The following is a 15920-nucleotide window of genomic DNA, read 5'->3' as shown; positions in this document are numbered from 1 at the left end:
TGATCAATGAGCAAAATAGTGGATAATGGTCATTGAATTCATTATTCGCCCGACTCGTTTGTCGCTGCTGGGATCATGCCTGATTGGATGAAGATTCGGCACACTGCGTCGGTTTTGTGACAAATTATTTTGGATTCGCCATGCTGCAGCCCATAACGGCAGGGTTGATTCCGAACTTCTGACAAAGCGGGCTCTCGTTCGCTTTGTTCTCTCATTTCCGGAGGTTTTGTATATGTCAGTTTTGTCATTTTGCGGGGGCAGGCGTCCTCGAGTCGATTCGGATCTCAAAGCGATGGTCAGCCGATATTCGCGATTCGCGGGTGTTGTAGCGGTCCTGGCTTTGTTTCTCAGCGTTATTTCGACGCCAATTTTGGCGAACACTGCAAATTTTGGTTCTGAAGTGATATCGGGCCCGTCCAATATGACGCTTCCGGTTGAGGTCAGTGCACCAACGATGGGCCATCCGGCAGCCATTTTGACAATTCCTGTGCCGATCTCTGTTCAGAGTGTGACTGGCGACAATATCATCGCATTTCAGTTCAACATTCTTTACGATCCCGCCATGATGAATCCTTTCGGGCCGAATTTTGGCTGCTCTACGGCGGGAACGATATCCGCAGCCGCAGGCCAGAGCGCAACGTGCAACGTAATTATTGGCGAAGAGGGCCGGCTGAGGGTCTCGGTCTCTGGCGCAAATGCGCTGAACGGCATGGGGCCGGTACTAAATGTCACATTTCAGCGTGTGGTGGCGGCTCCTCCCCCTTGGTCTTCGCCGCTCACATTCGAACCCGGAACCGTTTTCTTCTTTCGAGGAGGCCCGATGGCCGGGCCCGTGCCGGTAAACGTAACAAACGGACAGGTCACCCTGCTTCCGCCGACCTCGGCAACTGCTGCCATCTCGGGCAGGGTGACGACCTCGACCGGACGAGGCGTGCAGAATGCGATCATGACAATAACGGGCGGCGGCCTTACTTCGCCGCGTAGTGCCCGAACAGGTTCGTTCGGTTATTTTTCGATCGATGACCTCCTCGTCGGCGAGACGTATGTCGTCACGGTCAACTCGAAACGATATGCGTTCCAGACGCCCAGCAGGATCATTAGCCTGACCGACAGCGTCACCGACGCTGACTTTGTTGCTGACCCTGAACAGTAACCGACTATTGGATTTTCAATGAGGGCAGTGGCCGGAGCTATCGGCTCTGGCTACTGCCTTCTTTATTTTGTATTCTGTATCTTGATCACTGATCTCGATATTCTGACTGCTGACCACTGACAACCGCCAATGTCCATTTACGATCAAATACAGCCGATCGATCTGAGCAAGATCAATACGTACGAGCTGGCTTCGCGGCCGAGCAAGGTGACGGTCGCCGACTTTGCCGAGCCGGTCGCCGACGCGGAATCGCTCGCGGGTTTTTTGGGCAAATTGCCCGACATTTTGGCGGTCAAATCGCTGCGTGAGGTTGCTGCAGCGATCCGGCGTGCTAAAGACCTCGGAAAACCGGTGATCTGGGGAATCGGCGGGCATGTCGTCAAGACCGGGCTTTCGCCTATCATTATCGATCTGATGCGGCGAGGATTCGTTTCGGCGATCGCTTCGAACGGCTCGGTTCTGGTACACGACACCGAGATCGCGTTGGTCGGCTTTACCAGCGAGGACGTCGATTCGACTCTCGGCAAGGGGGATTTCGGAGCCGCACGCGAGACGGGCGAGATACTCAATGCCGCCGCGAAACGAGGTATGGACGACAATATCGGCCTCGGCGAAGCAATGGGCAGGGAGGTCGCGTCGCTGACGCCCCCGAACGGCGAAAGATCGTTGATCCGCTCAGCGTATTCCGCACGGATCCCGTTTACCGCTCATCTGACGATCGGCGCCGACATCGGGCATTTTCACGCAAGCTGCGACGGTGCGGCACTTGGGGCGACATCGCACACGGATTTTAAGCTGTTCTGCTCGCTGGTCCGCGAGATGAACGGCGGCGGCGTGTATCTCAATTACGGTTCGGCAGTGACGATGCCTGAGATCTTTCTCAAGGCCGTGACGGTGGTTCGCAACCTCGGCCACGAACTATCGGACATCACGACCGCCAATTTTGACATGATCCAGCATTACCGTCCGCTGACGAATGTCGTCCGCCGCCCGACCGCGAACGGTGCCGGCCGCGGATACGCGATCACCGGGCATCATGAATTGACTTTACCCTTGCTTGCTGCTCAGATCATCTGCGGCGAGTGATGTTGGACGACCAAGATTATGGAATTTCAAATAAAGAGCATTTTTAGCGTTATGGCACTTGTTGTTGGCCTCGCCGGATATTCGTTTGGACAGATACCTTATTCCGAAGAGCAATTCCATGCCTTTGACGGCAAAGGCAATCCCGTCTCGATGGACCAGATCGTCAAGGCGATCGGTGAAACGGACGTCGTTTTTCTCGGCGAACTCCACGATGACGCAGTTGGGCATGCTGTTCAGGCTGAGATATTCAAGCGAACGGTTGCACAATATGGTGCCGAACGCCGCGTTGCTCTCTCGCTCGAGATGTTCGAACGCGACAACCAGATCGTTATAAACGAATATCTTGGCGGACAGATCACCGAGGCCCATTTTATGTCCAGCTCGCGGCCTTGGGGCAATTATAAGACGGATTATCGGCCCATGGTCGAACTTGCCAAAGAAAAGCGGCTCAGCGTCATCGCCGCCAATGCTCCACGCCGTTATATCAACATGGTGTCGAGGAATGGCCGCGACGCGCTCAATTCGCTGACCAAACCCGCGAAGGAATGGATCGCTCCGTTGCCGTATGCCGAACCGTCCGCCGTCTACGCCGCCAAATTCAAAGCCCTCATGGGCCCGAGTCCCGAGGCTCAGATGGGTATCGACAAGATCCTTGCTTCACAATCTCTGTGGGACGCGACTATGGCAAATTCCGTTTCGAAATATCTCAAAGCGAACAAGAGATCCCTTGTTGTTCACCTTAACGGAGGTTTCCATACCGAGAGCCGCCTCGGAACGGTCGAGCATCTGCTAAAGTATCGTCCAAAAGCTAAGGTCCTGGTCGTAACGATGCGTTACGTAGACGATTTCCAGACGTTTGATAAGGCAAAACTTACCGATATCGGCGATTATGTGATTCTAACGGACGCCAAACAACCTCGCAGCAAGCGCTGATACTCCCAACATCAACGACAATTGCGGGATGGCCGATCGTTTAACTCGGCCATCTCGCGGCGCTGGTATCTCCACAAATCAAGACCTCGTAACGCTGAGAAAATTCGCACTCACACTAACCTACACGCGGACTTTCCCGCACTTTCTGTTTCCGAAGTCCAATAGTTGCCCACATTTACGGGCGGTACGCCCGTTGCAAATAGTCGGTTCGGAGATGATCGGACACTCGCTTTGTAGTATTTCCTCATTTCCGCATACGATTACCGGCTCTTATGAATGTCATCAGCTAATTAGCAACGACTATAAGTGGGGATTCCCATTAGAGCCTAGTTACGATGGTTACGGCGGCCCAATTAATTGGTCGTATGGAAGAAATCGGAGTTTTTATCATGTACAGAACATTTGTCTTACTTATTTTTATTTCAGCAATTTTATTCGTTTCGGCCGTGGCGGGACAATCTGTTTCGGTCAGCGGGCAGGTGAAGGATGCGGCGGGAATGCCGGTCGCAGGAGCTGTGGTCGTCTTACGAAACCAGTCTACAGGCTTAGAGCGTCTGACGAACACCGACGGCGAAGGCCGTTTTTCTTTTTCCGGGCTCGCGAAAGCGAAACACTTGGTGACTGCCCGCGCAAATGGTTTTGCAAACAAATCAGAGTCGGTCGACGGTAACCGAACGGATATTTTATTTACACTTTATCCGGCTATAATCGCCGCGGAGGTTAGCGTCACCGCTGCACGGACCGAGATCGCTTCGATCGATACCGCGGTGCCGTTATCGGTCATTGACCGCGAGGAGATCGAGCGAAAAAACATCAACACCGTAGGCGACCTGTTTCGCGGTCTGCCGGGAACTTCGACAACGAATGAAGGTGCATTTCAGGTGCGACCCCGCATTCGAGGACTGGAGAGCAATCGTGTGTTGATACTTGTGGATGGCGAACGCCTCAATAATAGCCGAACTTCGGCGCAATCCGGTATTGAGCCGGGACTGGTCGAAACATCGCAGATCGAATCAGTTGAAGTCATTCGGGGTAGCGGCTCAGTGCTATACGGGACCGACGCCTTAGCCGGTACGATCAATATAATCACCCGCGACACGCCGCAAAGACGTGAAAGCGGTTTTCGATTCGGCGGTATATTGAACACATTTTACAGTTCAAACGAGAAGGGAAGGCGGGCAAATCTCGAGGTTAACGGATCGGGCAAACTATTTGCCTTTCGCGTGAGCCAGTCGCTTGATCGATTTGATAATTATCTCGCCGGAAAGCCTGGCACGATCGATGTTGCCCGATTGAGAGCTGACGATCTTCAGATCACTGATGACGGCGAGATCCTGAATTCGCAATCACATGGAAGCAACAGCCAAGGAACACTTCGCTTCTTTATAAATGATACAAATACGGCCAAAGTAAACTACGAACGCCGGCGGAGCGCCAATGTCGGTTCGGCCGGTCTTGCGGGTGCAAATACCGGTGTGAACGGAATGACCGGCGTCTTCAACGGATTCTTTCCGTTTAGTAACCGTGACCGCGTCAGTGCCCGATACGATACTGCTGCGGTAAACAAATACCTCCAGCTGGTAACGGTAAAGGCCTTTTATCAAACACAATACCGCAACTTCTCGAACATCCTGACAGTTCCAAGCGTTCCGCCCTATTTCCCGGGACTGTATCAATTCAGCGAGACAGTTACCGACACAAAGACGAGCGGTTTTGACTTGCAGTCAAACTGGATATTTGGGAAGCATAACGTGATCGCCGGAACAAGCTATTTTCTTGACGACAATTCGGACCGACGCATGACTGTGTCGTCGACGACTTCGTACTCCCCAAACCGTACGATTCGATATACGCGCAGTGTCCCAAACGCGAGCTTGTCAAATATTGCGTTTTTCGTACAGGACGACTTTAGGGTAACTGATCGGCTGAGATTGACCGGCGGTTTTCGATTTGATCGATTTAAGACAGCCTCCGAACCGACCACGAACTTTGCGGTCGATCCGCGACTCACGCAGCAGCAGATCGAGCAACTTGGCATTACCGGTTTGGATCAAGGCCTAAAGGTGACCAATGCCGCTTACACGGGTGATATCGGTGTGGTATTCGCGTTGACTGATAACGTGAGCCTTTCTGCCCGAATCGGCCGGTCGTTCCGGACACCGAATATTTCTGAGAGATTCTTTACGGATGCTGCGTCGGCGGAGGGATTTCTCGTCGGCAATCCGTCCTTACTTCCCGAAACCGGGCTCAATTTTGATACAAGTGCAAAATTCCAGGTTAAGAGGCTGCGAGGTTCGGTGACGTACTTTAACAACTACTTCAAGAATTTCCTTGCGACTCAAATTACCGGGATCCGGATCGCACAACCGCCGCCGAGGGCACCGATCGATGTTTATCAAACAAGAAATGTAAGGACCGCACGGATCCAGGGTTTTGAGGCGGAACTCGAAACTACGTACAAGATCAGTCTCGGTTACCTGACCCCGTACGGCAATTTCAGTTATTTGCGCGGTGATGATGTGGATCAAGATCAGCCTTTAGACTTCATCAGTCCGTATCGAACAAATGCTGGATTCCGCTGGCAGAATTTCGGTAAGAATTATTATATCGATTACAATGCCCGCATTGTTGGCAAGCAGAAGCGGTTGTCCGTTGGGTATTTAATACCTGTCAATGACGGTCCGGAGCCCGGATACGTAACCCATAATATCGGGGGCGGTTATTATTTCCGCAAAGAGCGTTACAACTTCAGCATTAACCTGGGCGTTTCTAATCTGTTTGATCGATTTTATAGTGAACAGTTTACGTATGCACCGGCCCGAGGCCGTTCGTTTACTATCGGTACGACCTGGGCAATAAAGTAACCTCTGCAGTCTGTACGATCTGCAATCAGAGAGACGCCCGGCAGGAACGCCGGGCGTCTATTTTTTTTTCTTAATGAAAGCCGCGGGCTACTTGTCTCGCGTCGCTGTAAACGGTATCGACCCAAATCCCGGGTTGGAGAAAGTCCCGCTAATCTTGTCACCGTCGACGCTGCCCGCAATCGCGAACGCAACGATCTGGCCCTGAACATCAGCGTTGAGGTTTCCGGTGAAATCCGTGCCAGTGACCTTGCCTCCGCTGATCGTGCCGTTGCCCATTTGCGAATAGGTAGCCCCCGTAAAATCGGTACCGGTCTGTTTGAATTCGACCGCGATCGAAATCACCTGCCCGCCTGCATCAGCGACCAGCGTCCATTTGCCGTTTAGGCTCGCGGCAGCCGTTGCCGGCCCTGACGGAGTTGCCGCCGGTGCATTCGGATCTTTGATGACAACTTTCTTCGGATCAACTGTGATCTCACCGAGGCGTTTTGCGACCTCCGGCGTCATTGTCTCCTGGTAGCGGCCGCCGATATGTTTCGCGAGGAACTTTTCGGTCGCGGCGAGCATCGCCATGTTGTTGACCGGTCGAGCAAAGCCGTGGCCTTCGTCAGGAGCGAGAATGTACTCGACGGGATAGTTACGGTCCCGCAACGCAACGACGATCTGGTCCGATTCACGCTGTTTGACGCGCGGATCGTTGGCTCCCTGCACTACCATCAGCGGCGTTTTTATCTTGTCGGCATGGGCATGCGGCGACTGGCGTTTCATTTGGGCTTTTCCGGCCTCGGTTCGCGGATCGCCCATGCGTTTGTAGAATGTTTCGCGGATCGCTTCCCAATACGGCGGGATCGAATCGAGCAGCGTCTGCAGATTCGACGGCGGCACGATCGCCACCGATGCAGCATAAACATCAGGCGTAAAGGTCACCCCCGCGAGTGCCGCATAGCCGCCGTAACTGCCGCCCATTATGGCGACGCGTTTCGGATCCGCGATGCCCTGTTCGACGAGGTATTTGACGCCCCAGGTGATATCGTCCTGCATTTTCTCGCCCCATTGATTGTTGCCGGCGTTGAGGAATTTCTTGCCATAACCTGTAGAAGCACGGAAATTTGGCTGAAGCACGGCATAGCCGCGATTCGACAGGAACTGAGCATACGAATGATATCCCCATGAATCGCGACCCCAAGGTCCGCCGTGAATATACATCACGACCGGCAGGTTCTTGCCGGATGAGCCTTTTGGAATTGTAAGATATGCCGGGATCTCGAGGCCGTCTGAGGATTTGTATTTGACCGGCGTCATCGGCGAGAGTGCTTTGCGGTCAAGTTTTTCTCGGACCTGATAGAGAGTCTTCAAATTCCTGGATTTGCGGTCAAACAACCACACCGTGCCGGGATCGACATCACTTGAGGTTACAACGATAAACTTGGTCTCGTCCCTGGTGGCCGATTGAAAATTGACGTCACGGTCGCCCAACTGTTTTTTGATGTAGTTATAATCTTTCTCGTAACTCTTGTTTTTCCAATAGATGCGGTCGCGGTCTTCTTCGTAGGTGGTGGCGATCAGTTCGTCGGTCACCTCGGAGAAATTGGCTCCGCCAAAATCGACCTTGCCGAGCGGATCGCTTTCGACCTTAGTGACAGCACCCGTTTCCGCATCCATTAGGACGAGCTCGATCAGATCGAGATTGCCCTTGTTCGTCTGCATATAGACGAGCTTGTTATCCTTGTGGAACTTGATCGGGCCGCATGATTCGAATGCGTTGCAGTCGTAGATCTTGGTTGCTTTTCCGTCTGCCGCGACCTTAAGGATCTCGGTATCGCCATTCTGGGCCGAACGGACGGCAAGCCGCAATTTGTCAGTGTTGTCAAAGATCATTCCCTGATATCGGTCACGATTCTCGCTGATCTTTGTCCGTTCACCGGTCGAGATCTTTACCTTATAGAGGTCGTGCCATGCGGGGTCGCGGTCGTTGATCCCGACATAGATCGCATCCGGGTCTGATTTAGGCACCGCCTGTATCATCGCACGGATACCCTTGGCGTCCGTGAGATTTCGAGCTGTCGGAACATCTGAGCCCGCCGCCGGCCTGTCAGCGGGATTGACGGCATAGACGTTGAAATTCTCATCGCCGCCCTTATCCTGCACGTACAAAATGAACCTGCCGTCACGCGACCAAAAATAGTTTCGCACCGGCCGCGAGAGATCGGCGGTCATCGGGCGGGCGGCGTCAAAAGCTTCGTCGACGCCCTTGACCCAAACATTCATTGTGCCTTTGAAAGGCTTTACGAACGAGATATATTTGCCGTCAGGCGATATTTGGGCGCCAGCGTATTCCGGATTGCCGAATATCAGCTCCCGGTCGATAAGGGCCGGCATTTGCGCCGCGGCAACCGTTGAAAACACAAACAGCGATAAAACAAACGTTGATAAGATCAGCGATATTTTCATAGTATTTAGATTATTCTTTGATTCAGTACGCGTTTATGGTGCGGATGGTTCACACAAAATCGTACCAGGCGTTATTACTCCAACTTTGCTTGCGAAATTTGCTTTCAATCCAAAAGCCTTTGATCAGTTCGACCGTTGGTTCTGCATATTTTGGCATCAATACCGTGACGACATCATAACGAAAATCGATGTCGCGGATCCCGAACATTCGGCGGTATACCTTAGCCGTTCTGATGATCTGCCGTTGTTTTTTAAGGTCGACCGCTGTGATCACGGGCGTGAATTCATCCGATCGCCGAGTTTTGACCTCAATAAAGCACAGCGTATCGCCATCGAGAGCGACGATGTCGATCTCGCCGGTCACCGAAACGCCCTTGCTGTTGCGGCCGACGGGCACCTTAAAGTTGGTGATGACCGTGCGAAATCCGATCTTCGTCAGATATTCAGCTGCCAATCGCTCACCTCGTTCGCCGAGAGCGGTTGTGCTATTTGCAGCGGCACGACTATCGTCGTAAATAATAGACAAATTCTCGGACATGCAATTATTACCTAATATGAAACCACAGTATATCAAAAACGGCGCCGCTGCCGCTTTATTGTTGTTCATGCTCTTAACCGCAGTATGTGCCCAGACGCCGACTCCGACCGCGACGCTGGCATTTGTTCCGCCGAAGCTGCCCGAGATCGTAAATGTTGAGAAGCCGTCGGTTCATTCGGTCGATCCAGGGAAGTTGCCTTCGCCCTTTCATACTGAAAGTGCTCGCCGGGGATCAAAGGTACTCCCTCAGACCCGAGAATGCATAGCTGAAGGTGCCAAAAGGGTTTAGGGGCAATGTATTTGCCGAAGGTGATTTTCGATATCCGCGGTAAATGGCACTAGCTCCGACTGGCGCTGTATTTGTGGCTGATTCAAGGGCGAATTCGGTGATCGTACTTCGCGATACTGACAAAGACGGTAAGGCCGACCATTATTCTTTCGGGAAATCTTCCGTGATTTGATAAGTTAAAAGAGCTAATTCATGCGCTTTCTGCCAGACTTTGAGATTCTTGAAATCTTGTATAGCGATTTATTCGACCAGGCGACAGTTTTCAGCTACGAGCTTGTAAACTAATGGCTAATAGCTGAGGGCTGTATGAGATCTAAAACGCCGGTTCTTCATAAATTCCATACACATCCCGCAAGGCTACACAGATCTCTTCGACCGTAGCGTATGCGGCGACGGCCTCGATGATCGACGGCATTGTGTTGTCGTTCAAATTTGCAGCCGTTTTTAGTTTTTCTAGGGCAATGGCAACGGCACCCGCGTCGCGGACGGATTTGACGTGTTCCATTCGGAGAAGCTGGTGGTCGCGGACGCTTTCGTCGATCTGGAGTATCTTATAGGTCGATTCGCCTTCGTCCATGGCGTATTTGTTGACGCCTACGATGACCTGTTCGTTGCGTTCGACCGCTTTTTGGTATTGATAGGCTGACTCTTGGATCTCCCGTTGCGGAAATCCGGCCTCGACGGCCTCGACCATGCCGCCGAAACCGTCGATCTTTTCAAAATAGTCCATGCATCCGTCGATCATTTTTTGTGTCAACGACTCGACATACCAACTGCCGCCGAGCGGGTCGACTGTATTTGCGACACCGGTTTCCTCGGCGATGATCTGCTGCGTACGCAGTGCTATCAAAGCGGCGGCATCCGTGGGTAATGCAAGGGCTTCGTCGTACGAATCAGTGTGCAGGGATTGCGTACCGCCAAGAACTCCCGCAAGTGCTTGTATCGCGACGCGGGCGATATTATTGAGCGGTTGCTGGACCGTGAGCGACACTCCGGCCGTCTGCGTATGAAAACGCATCTGCATTGTCCGCGGATTCTTTGCTCCGAATCGTTCTTTCATTGTCCGAGCCCAAACGACGCGGGCAGCACGGTATTTGGCTATCTCTTCGAAGAAATCGTTGTGAGCGTTGAAGAAGAACGAGATACGCGGCACAAACTCATCCACATCCATCCCGCGATCGACTCCATACTGCACATATTCGACTCCGTCACGGAGCGTGAACGCCAGTTCCTGCAAAGCCGTCGCTCCGGCTTCGCGGATGTGATACCCGCTCACCGAGATCGGATTGTATTTCGGTACGTGTTTGGTCGTGTATTCAAAGGTGTCAATGACCAGCTTCATCGCCGGCTTGATCGGGTAGATCCATTCCTTTTGAGCAATGTATTCTTTGAGAATGTCGTTTTGCAGCGTGCCCGAGATCTTTGTGAAATCAGCCTTTTGTTTCTCAGCGACAACCAGATACATCGCGAGAAAGATCGGTGCCGGAGCGTTGATCGTCTGCGAGACCGTCACCTGATCGAGGGGAATGCCATCGAACAACACCTCGAAATCAGCAAGTGAAGACACGGCAACGCCGCATTTCCCAACCTCGCCTTCGCTTAGCGGGGAATCACAATCGAGGCCCATCAAAGCCGGCAGATCGTACGCCACGCTCAAACCTGTCTGGCCTTGAGCCATCAGATATTTGAACCGCCGATTCGTCTCCTCAGGAGACGAAAACCCCGCAAACTGTCGCATTGTCCACAGCTTGCCGCGGTAGCCGGTCGGATGAATGCCTCGTTTATATGGAAACTCGCCGGGGAATCCAACCTCGCTAATGTCCTCGACATCTGCATCACTGTATAGCCGTTCGACCGGTTCGAGACTTATGCCTTCGAACGACGTTTTACGTTCCGGCGTGCGTGCCAAAACCGGTGAAAGTGTCTCGCTTTCCCAGCGTTCGACCTCTGCCTGGGCTTCACTTGCTGCTGATTTTGCTTCCGTTGTATTCATTCTGTTATGAGCCGATCAAATATAGTTCAAACGATAGTTTAAGTTGATATACCGTAGTACGCAAGACCGGCATTCCTCCATCCGCGGCCGAAATGGAGGTAAAGGAACCGATCCTATATTGCCAACTTGGCAGATGTACGCTTACAATTGGCAAATGGCAAAAAGGCGGCTGATCGCAATGTTAATTATCTCGATACTCGCCGCGATATCTGCCGGGTGTGGAAATGGTTCGAATAATGCCGTAAATGCGAATCGTCCATCGTCCGCGAATCGGGCCAATTCGGCTGCGAAAACGAACGTCGAGGAACTCGGCGTACTCATCAATATTCCTTACGAAACCGATGATATCGTTTGGAAAGAAGATGAGACCAATAAGAAACTGGTGGCAGTGTTTCGCCTGATGCCGACCGATTCGGCCAGGCTTGTTGCAGAAGCTGAAAAGAGCCGCCCGTCGCAACCTGCCACCATCTCTACAGAATCATGGTTTCCGGCCGAATTGATAGCCCAGAGCTCAATGAGCGGCGACGATACCCTTTCCGGAAAATCATACGCTGCAAGCAGTTTTCTTCAAGAACCTTACAAAAACGGCTCGGTCACGCGGATCGATAATACTGATTATTTCGTGCTTGATGTTTCGGCAAAATAGGATTTAGAGCTCATCATAACGTTTCAATTTCCGGTAAAGCGTCGACAGGTCGATCCCCAATATCTCTGCAGCTTTTGCCTTGTCTTCTCCGACGGACGTAAGGGTCTCGGTGACATACCGGCGTTCCATCTCCTCAAGTGTTGGCCGAAAGCCGTCCGGATCTCGGGTTTCAAACCTTCCGGCTGCAGCTGCGGCGATCTTTTGAGGCAGATCATCGACAGTGATCTCACTGGTACAGAGTATTACAGCTCGTTCGATCGCATTCTCAAGTTCGCGAACGTTGCCCGGCCAATCGTAGCCGGAAAGTGCCGAGATAGCCTCTTTTGAAACGCTTATTCCGACAGCATCCTTACTCTTAGATGTTTTGCCCACAAAATGCCGGACGAGCAACGGTATGTCCTCGCGGCGATCGCGAAGCGGCGGCACCGTGATCTGCAGGACATTTAGCCGATAATACAAATCTTCGCGAAACCGTCCCTCGGAGACCTCGGTTTCGAGATCTTTATTGGTCGCGGCGATAATTCGGGCGTCGAACTGTTTCGCGATGGCGGAGCCGACCGGCGTTACCTCGTGTTCCTGCAAAGCCCGCAGCAGCTTTACCTGCAAGACCGGTGACATCTCGCCGATCTCGTCAAGAAACAGCGTTCCGCCCGATGCCGATCGAAACATCCCTTTACTTTCGCTGACAGCGCCTGTGAACGCGCCTTTGACGTGCCCAAACAACTCGCTTTCGAGCAGTGATTCAGGCAAGGCACCGCAATTTATGGCGAGAAAGGGGCCATCAGTTCGGCCGCTGCTGAAATGCAGCGAGCGAGCGATCAGCTCCTTTCCGGTTCCGCTTTCGCCCTGGATCAACACGCTCGCATTTGTATCGGCGACCTTATTTACCAATTCGAAAACCTTTTGGATCGCGTCGCTTTTGCCGATGATCTCAGCGAAGTTATATTTCTTTTTGATCTCACGGCGAAGGAATCGGTTCTCGTGAAATAGCTGCCGCTGAGTCGCGGCATTCTTTACGGTCTGAAGCAGATCTTCGTTGACAAATGGCTTTGTCAAATAGTCATAAGCTCCTTTTCGCAGTGCCGAGACTGCCGTATCGACCGACGAATAGGCCGTCATGACGATCACGACAGCCTCCGCATCGAGCGATTTGATCTGATCGAGCAGCTGCAATCCGTCAGCGCCCGCCATTTTGATATCGGTCAGCGTAACCGCGATCTCTTTCTGCGCAAATAACTCAATGGCAGTTTCAGCACTGTCCGCGGTCAGCACTGAATAACCGGCGTCGGTCAAAAGCTGTCGCAGTATTGTACGCATCAGCTCTTCGTCTTCGACTACGAGGATGTTCGGCTTCGTCATAATCAGCGGCGGCATTTTGCAAAAATTAAGTCTATCATACCGTTTTATTGTTCATCGGAGTTCGTGTTAGCATCAAATATTATCTTGTTGATACAATGCGGTTTACAAAGCTGATCACCCCAATATTGCTCGCCGTATTACTTTCCGCGGTCGGCTTTTCATAGCAAACGAACCCCGTCGAACGGCAGGTGGCGAACCCGATCACCGATACCCCGAACATTAATCCGATCTCGCCTGAACGAAACATAGCGGCACCAAAACCCAAAAAGAAAGCGAGTATCGAGCCCGAAGGCGGCGACGGCGAGGTCGTGGTCTATTCCGACCGTCAATCGGTCGCGGGCGAAGGCGGAAAGCGTATCGTCACGCATGAAGGAAACGTTGACGTTCGCTACGGGATCTACCGTCTCCAGGCAGAGAAAGTGGTGATTTATCAGGCCGAAAATAAGATGGAGGCCACCGGCAGCGTCATCTTTGATCAGGGCGAAGACCAACGGATCACGGGTGCCAAAGCGGTGTGGAATTACAAGACAAAGCTCGGAGTGTTCGAAGATTCGACCGGTTTTACAAACCAGACCGACGACGGCACCGTAATATATTTCACTGCAGAACGAGTCGAGAAGACCGCTCTCAATGTGATCGTCGTTTACAAGGGCGAGTTCACCGCTTGCGACGAAGCGACGCCGAAATGGAGTTTTACGTCGTCAAAGGCAACGATCACTCTGAACGATAAAGTGAAGTTGAGAAACGCGAAATTCCGCATAAAGGGAGTTCCGCTCATGGTCGTGCCGTATGCAACGGTACCGATCAAACAGCGCGACCGGAGTTCCGGGTTTCTTACACCGACCGTAGGCTATTCACAGGTAAAGGGTTTTACTCTTTCTGGGGCGTATTTTTTGACGCTCGGCAGGTCGGCGGACGTTACATTTCGCACAGATATCTATAGCGGTCGCGGTGTCGGTTACGGGCTCGACGTCAGGACGCGTGCGAACTCGCGTTCGTATTTCGACTTCGGCTTTTTTGCGGTTAAGGACCGCATCTTTGGTGCAAAGGCCGATGCTGAGCATCCGGACCAGGGCGGTTCGATCGTATACGCACAGGGTGTGCATTATTTCTCGAACGGATTTACCGCATCTGCGGACATTCGTCTGACCTCAAATCTTGATTTCCGGCAGGTCTTTACGGAAGGGATCCAACAGATCATCTCGCCGATCGAAGTTTCGCAGGTCTATGTCAATAAAAGCTGGAATAATTACACGCTCAATTTTCTCGCCCGTTCTCAGGTGATATCGATCCCGAACGTTCGGGTGAAAACGCGAAATTTGCCTAGTGTCAGCTTTGAAAAGCGGCCCTCGAGACTTTCGTTCCTAGATAACGTTTATTTTTCATTCAAGACGAGTCTTGACGGCGTGTCGCGACGCGAAGACGTGGACGACCGCACGTTATACACCCAGATGACCGGCAGCAACCCGACCATTACGCCTGCGTTGGGTCAGCGATTCGATATTTATCCGCAGATCACGGTGCCGTTTCGAACGAAGTATTTCAACTTTACGGCGACAGCCGCAGCTCGCGTTACCTATTATTCAAACTCGTTCGATGATATGAGACGGGTCATCGGCCGTGATGTTATCAGGAAGTATGGTCAGTTTGAGTTTGACGTCCGGCCTGTGGCGTTGGCAAGGAACTTTTACGGGAAGAACAAAGCGTTCCGTTTTCGCCATGTAATCGAACCGTTTCTGACTTATCGGTATGTTAAGGGCATCGATAATTTCAATAAGATCATCAGGTTTGACTATATTGACACCGCGACCGACACCAATGAAATAGAATACGGCGTGACCAACCGTTTTTATACTCGCAAATATGGCGAGGCCGTCACCGACGATGCCCGAAAGGCTTTGGCTGAGAAAAGTGTGGGCGAGCCGAACGCTCTTTCGGTGCAGCCATATGAGATATTCAGCCTGACGATCCGCGGAAAATACTTTTTTGACAAGACCTTTGGCGGGGCATTCAATCAAGGCAGGCGAAACCAGATCGAGCCTATAACCGCACTTAGTTTTTATTCTTTTGGGGGTGTTCCGAGACGATTTTCACCGCTCAGCATCGACGCGACCTATCGCCCGCAAAAGACCATTTTTGCAAGTACCCGAATCGACGTCGGCTTACAGGGCGACGGCGTAAGGGCGATCTCTGCGACACTCGGCTACGACCGCAAGCTGTTCAAATTATTTCAGACGTTCTATTACACGCGGGCTGTAACACTGATACCATCGCTTGCTCAATATGCAAACGTCGCTGGCAACGAACCCGGGACGCTCCGTGGAGCCCAATGGAGCCCGTCAATATTCATCGGAAGCCGTGACCGCGGCCCCTACGGCGGAGCATCACTCTTTTTCGATCTCGAAAACCGCCGTGCCGCCGGCCTAACGCCGCTCATCAGCTCGCTCTACACTGTCGGCTACGCCTACGATTGCTGCTCGCTCGCACTTCAATATTCAACCTTCAACATCGGCGTCCGCCAAGAAAATCGCCTGACATTCTCCTTTCGCCTAAACGGAATCGGCACCGTAGGCACCGAACAATTCGGCCAGGGATTAAGGTAGAACTGTTG

The 15920-nt window shown here is 52.3% G+C and carries 12 protein-coding genes; 7 read left to right on the top strand and 5 right to left on the bottom strand.

The annotated features are described in order from the left end of the window. Positions 1-232: 232 nt before the first annotated feature. The 4 genes from IPK01_14250 (at position 233) to IPK01_14235 (ending at position 6036) form a co-directional block, all read left to right on the top strand. A complete protein-coding gene (locus tag IPK01_14250) occupies positions 233-1153 on the top strand; it encodes a carboxypeptidase regulatory-like domain-containing protein (protein ID MBK7934601.1) in 921 nt (306 codons plus the stop codon). Positions 1154-1282: 129 nt separating this feature from the next. Beyond that, on the top strand, positions 1283-2239 hold the full coding sequence (locus IPK01_14245) for a hypothetical protein (GenBank protein MBK7934600.1): 957 nt from the start codon (positions 1283-1285) through the stop codon (positions 2237-2239). An 18-nt stretch (positions 2240-2257) separates the two neighbouring features. Continuing rightward, positions 2258-3172, top strand: a complete 915-nt coding sequence (locus IPK01_14240) for a ChaN family lipoprotein (GenBank protein MBK7934599.1) — start codon at positions 2258-2260, stop codon at positions 3170-3172. Between the two features lie 389 nt (positions 3173-3561). Next, positions 3562-6036 (top strand): TonB-dependent receptor, encoded by a 2475-nt coding sequence (locus IPK01_14235; GenBank protein ID MBK7934598.1) that lies wholly within the window; start codon positions 3562-3564, stop codon positions 6034-6036. Between the two features lie 87 nt (positions 6037-6123). Here the strand turns inward: IPK01_14235 and IPK01_14230 are convergent, their stop codons facing one another. Together IPK01_14230 and IPK01_14225 are read right to left on the bottom strand one after the other, a co-directional pair. Further along, complete coding sequence (locus tag IPK01_14230) at positions 6124-8484, bottom strand: S9 family peptidase (protein ID MBK7934597.1); 2361 nt, start codon at positions 8482-8484, stop codon at positions 6124-6126. Between the two features lie 49 nt (positions 8485-8533). Then, positions 8534-9022, bottom strand: a complete 489-nt coding sequence (locus IPK01_14225) for a YraN family protein (protein ID MBK7934596.1) — start codon at positions 9020-9022, stop codon at positions 8534-8536. A 16-nt stretch (positions 9023-9038) separates the two neighbouring features. Here IPK01_14225 and IPK01_14220 point away from each other — a divergent pair, with 16 nt between their 5' ends. Continuing rightward, entirely contained in the window at positions 9039-9311 is a 273-nt protein-coding gene (locus tag IPK01_14220) for a hypothetical protein (GenBank protein ID MBK7934595.1), read from the top strand. A 141-nt stretch (positions 9312-9452) separates the two neighbouring features. Here IPK01_14220 and IPK01_14215 read toward each other — a convergent pair whose 3' ends face one another. Both IPK01_14215 and IPK01_14210 read right to left on the bottom strand, forming a co-directional pair. Next, on the bottom strand, positions 9453-9551 hold the full coding sequence (locus IPK01_14215; protein MBK7934594.1) for a four helix bundle protein: 99 nt from the start codon (positions 9549-9551) through the stop codon (positions 9453-9455). Between the two features lie 73 nt (positions 9552-9624). After that, a complete protein-coding gene (locus tag IPK01_14210; protein MBK7934593.1) occupies positions 9625-11304 on the bottom strand; it encodes a methylmalonyl-CoA mutase family protein in 1680 nt (559 codons plus the stop codon). A 154-nt stretch (positions 11305-11458) separates the two neighbouring features. Between IPK01_14210 and IPK01_14205 the strand changes: the two genes are divergently transcribed. After that, on the top strand, positions 11459-11950 hold the full coding sequence (locus tag IPK01_14205; protein MBK7934592.1) for a hypothetical protein: 492 nt from the start codon (positions 11459-11461) through the stop codon (positions 11948-11950). Positions 11951-11953: 3 nt separating this feature from the next. On the opposite strand, the gene IPK01_14200 is transcribed toward IPK01_14205, so the two are convergent. Continuing rightward, the gene (locus IPK01_14200) at positions 11954-13309 is read right to left on the bottom strand and encodes a sigma-54-dependent Fis family transcriptional regulator (protein ID MBK7934591.1); all 1356 of its coding nucleotides are present in this window, start codon (positions 13307-13309) and stop codon (positions 11954-11956) included. 188 nt (positions 13310-13497) lie between these two features. On the opposite strand from IPK01_14200, the gene IPK01_14195 reads away from it, so the two are divergent. Continuing rightward, the gene (locus IPK01_14195; GenBank protein MBK7934590.1) at positions 13498-15912 is read left to right on the top strand and encodes an LPS-assembly protein LptD; all 2415 of its coding nucleotides are present in this window, start codon (positions 13498-13500) and stop codon (positions 15910-15912) included. The last annotated feature ends 8 nt before the right edge of the window (positions 15913-15920 follow it).

This window comes from Acidobacteriota bacterium, assembly GCA_016713675.1.
Taxonomy (GTDB): domain Bacteria; phylum Acidobacteriota; class Blastocatellia; order Pyrinomonadales; family Pyrinomonadaceae; genus OLB17.
The sequence above is the reverse complement of the archived record's forward strand: the minus strand, read 5'-3'. Positions and strand labels throughout refer to the sequence as shown.

Coding starts and splice junctions, on each gene's coding strand:
- IPK01_14250 (MBK7934601.1), top strand. CDS start 233: ATGTCAGTTTTGTCATTTTGCGGGGGCAGGCGTCCTCGAGTCGATTCG.
- IPK01_14245 (MBK7934600.1), top strand. CDS start 1,283: ATGTCCATTTACGATCAAATACAGCCGATCGATCTGAGCAAGATCAAT.
- IPK01_14240 (MBK7934599.1), top strand. CDS start 2,258: ATGGAATTTCAAATAAAGAGCATTTTTAGCGTTATGGCACTTGTTGTT.
- IPK01_14235 (MBK7934598.1), top strand. CDS start 3,562: ATGTACAGAACATTTGTCTTACTTATTTTTATTTCAGCAATTTTATTC.
- IPK01_14230 (MBK7934597.1), bottom strand. CDS start 8,484: ATGAAAATATCGCTGATCTTATCAACGTTTGTTTTATCGCTGTTTGTG.
- IPK01_14225 (MBK7934596.1), bottom strand. CDS start 9,022: ATGTCCGAGAATTTGTCTATTATTTACGACGATAGTCGTGCCGCTGCA.
- IPK01_14220 (MBK7934595.1), top strand. CDS start 9,039: ATGAAACCACAGTATATCAAAAACGGCGCCGCTGCCGCTTTATTGTTG.
- IPK01_14210 (MBK7934593.1), bottom strand. CDS start 11,304: ATGAATACAACGGAAGCAAAATCAGCAGCAAGTGAAGCCCAGGCAGAG.
- IPK01_14205 (MBK7934592.1), top strand. CDS start 11,459: ATGGCAAAAAGGCGGCTGATCGCAATGTTAATTATCTCGATACTCGCC.
- IPK01_14200 (MBK7934591.1), bottom strand. CDS start 13,309: ATGACGAAGCCGAACATCCTCGTAGTCGAAGACGAAGAGCTGATGCGT.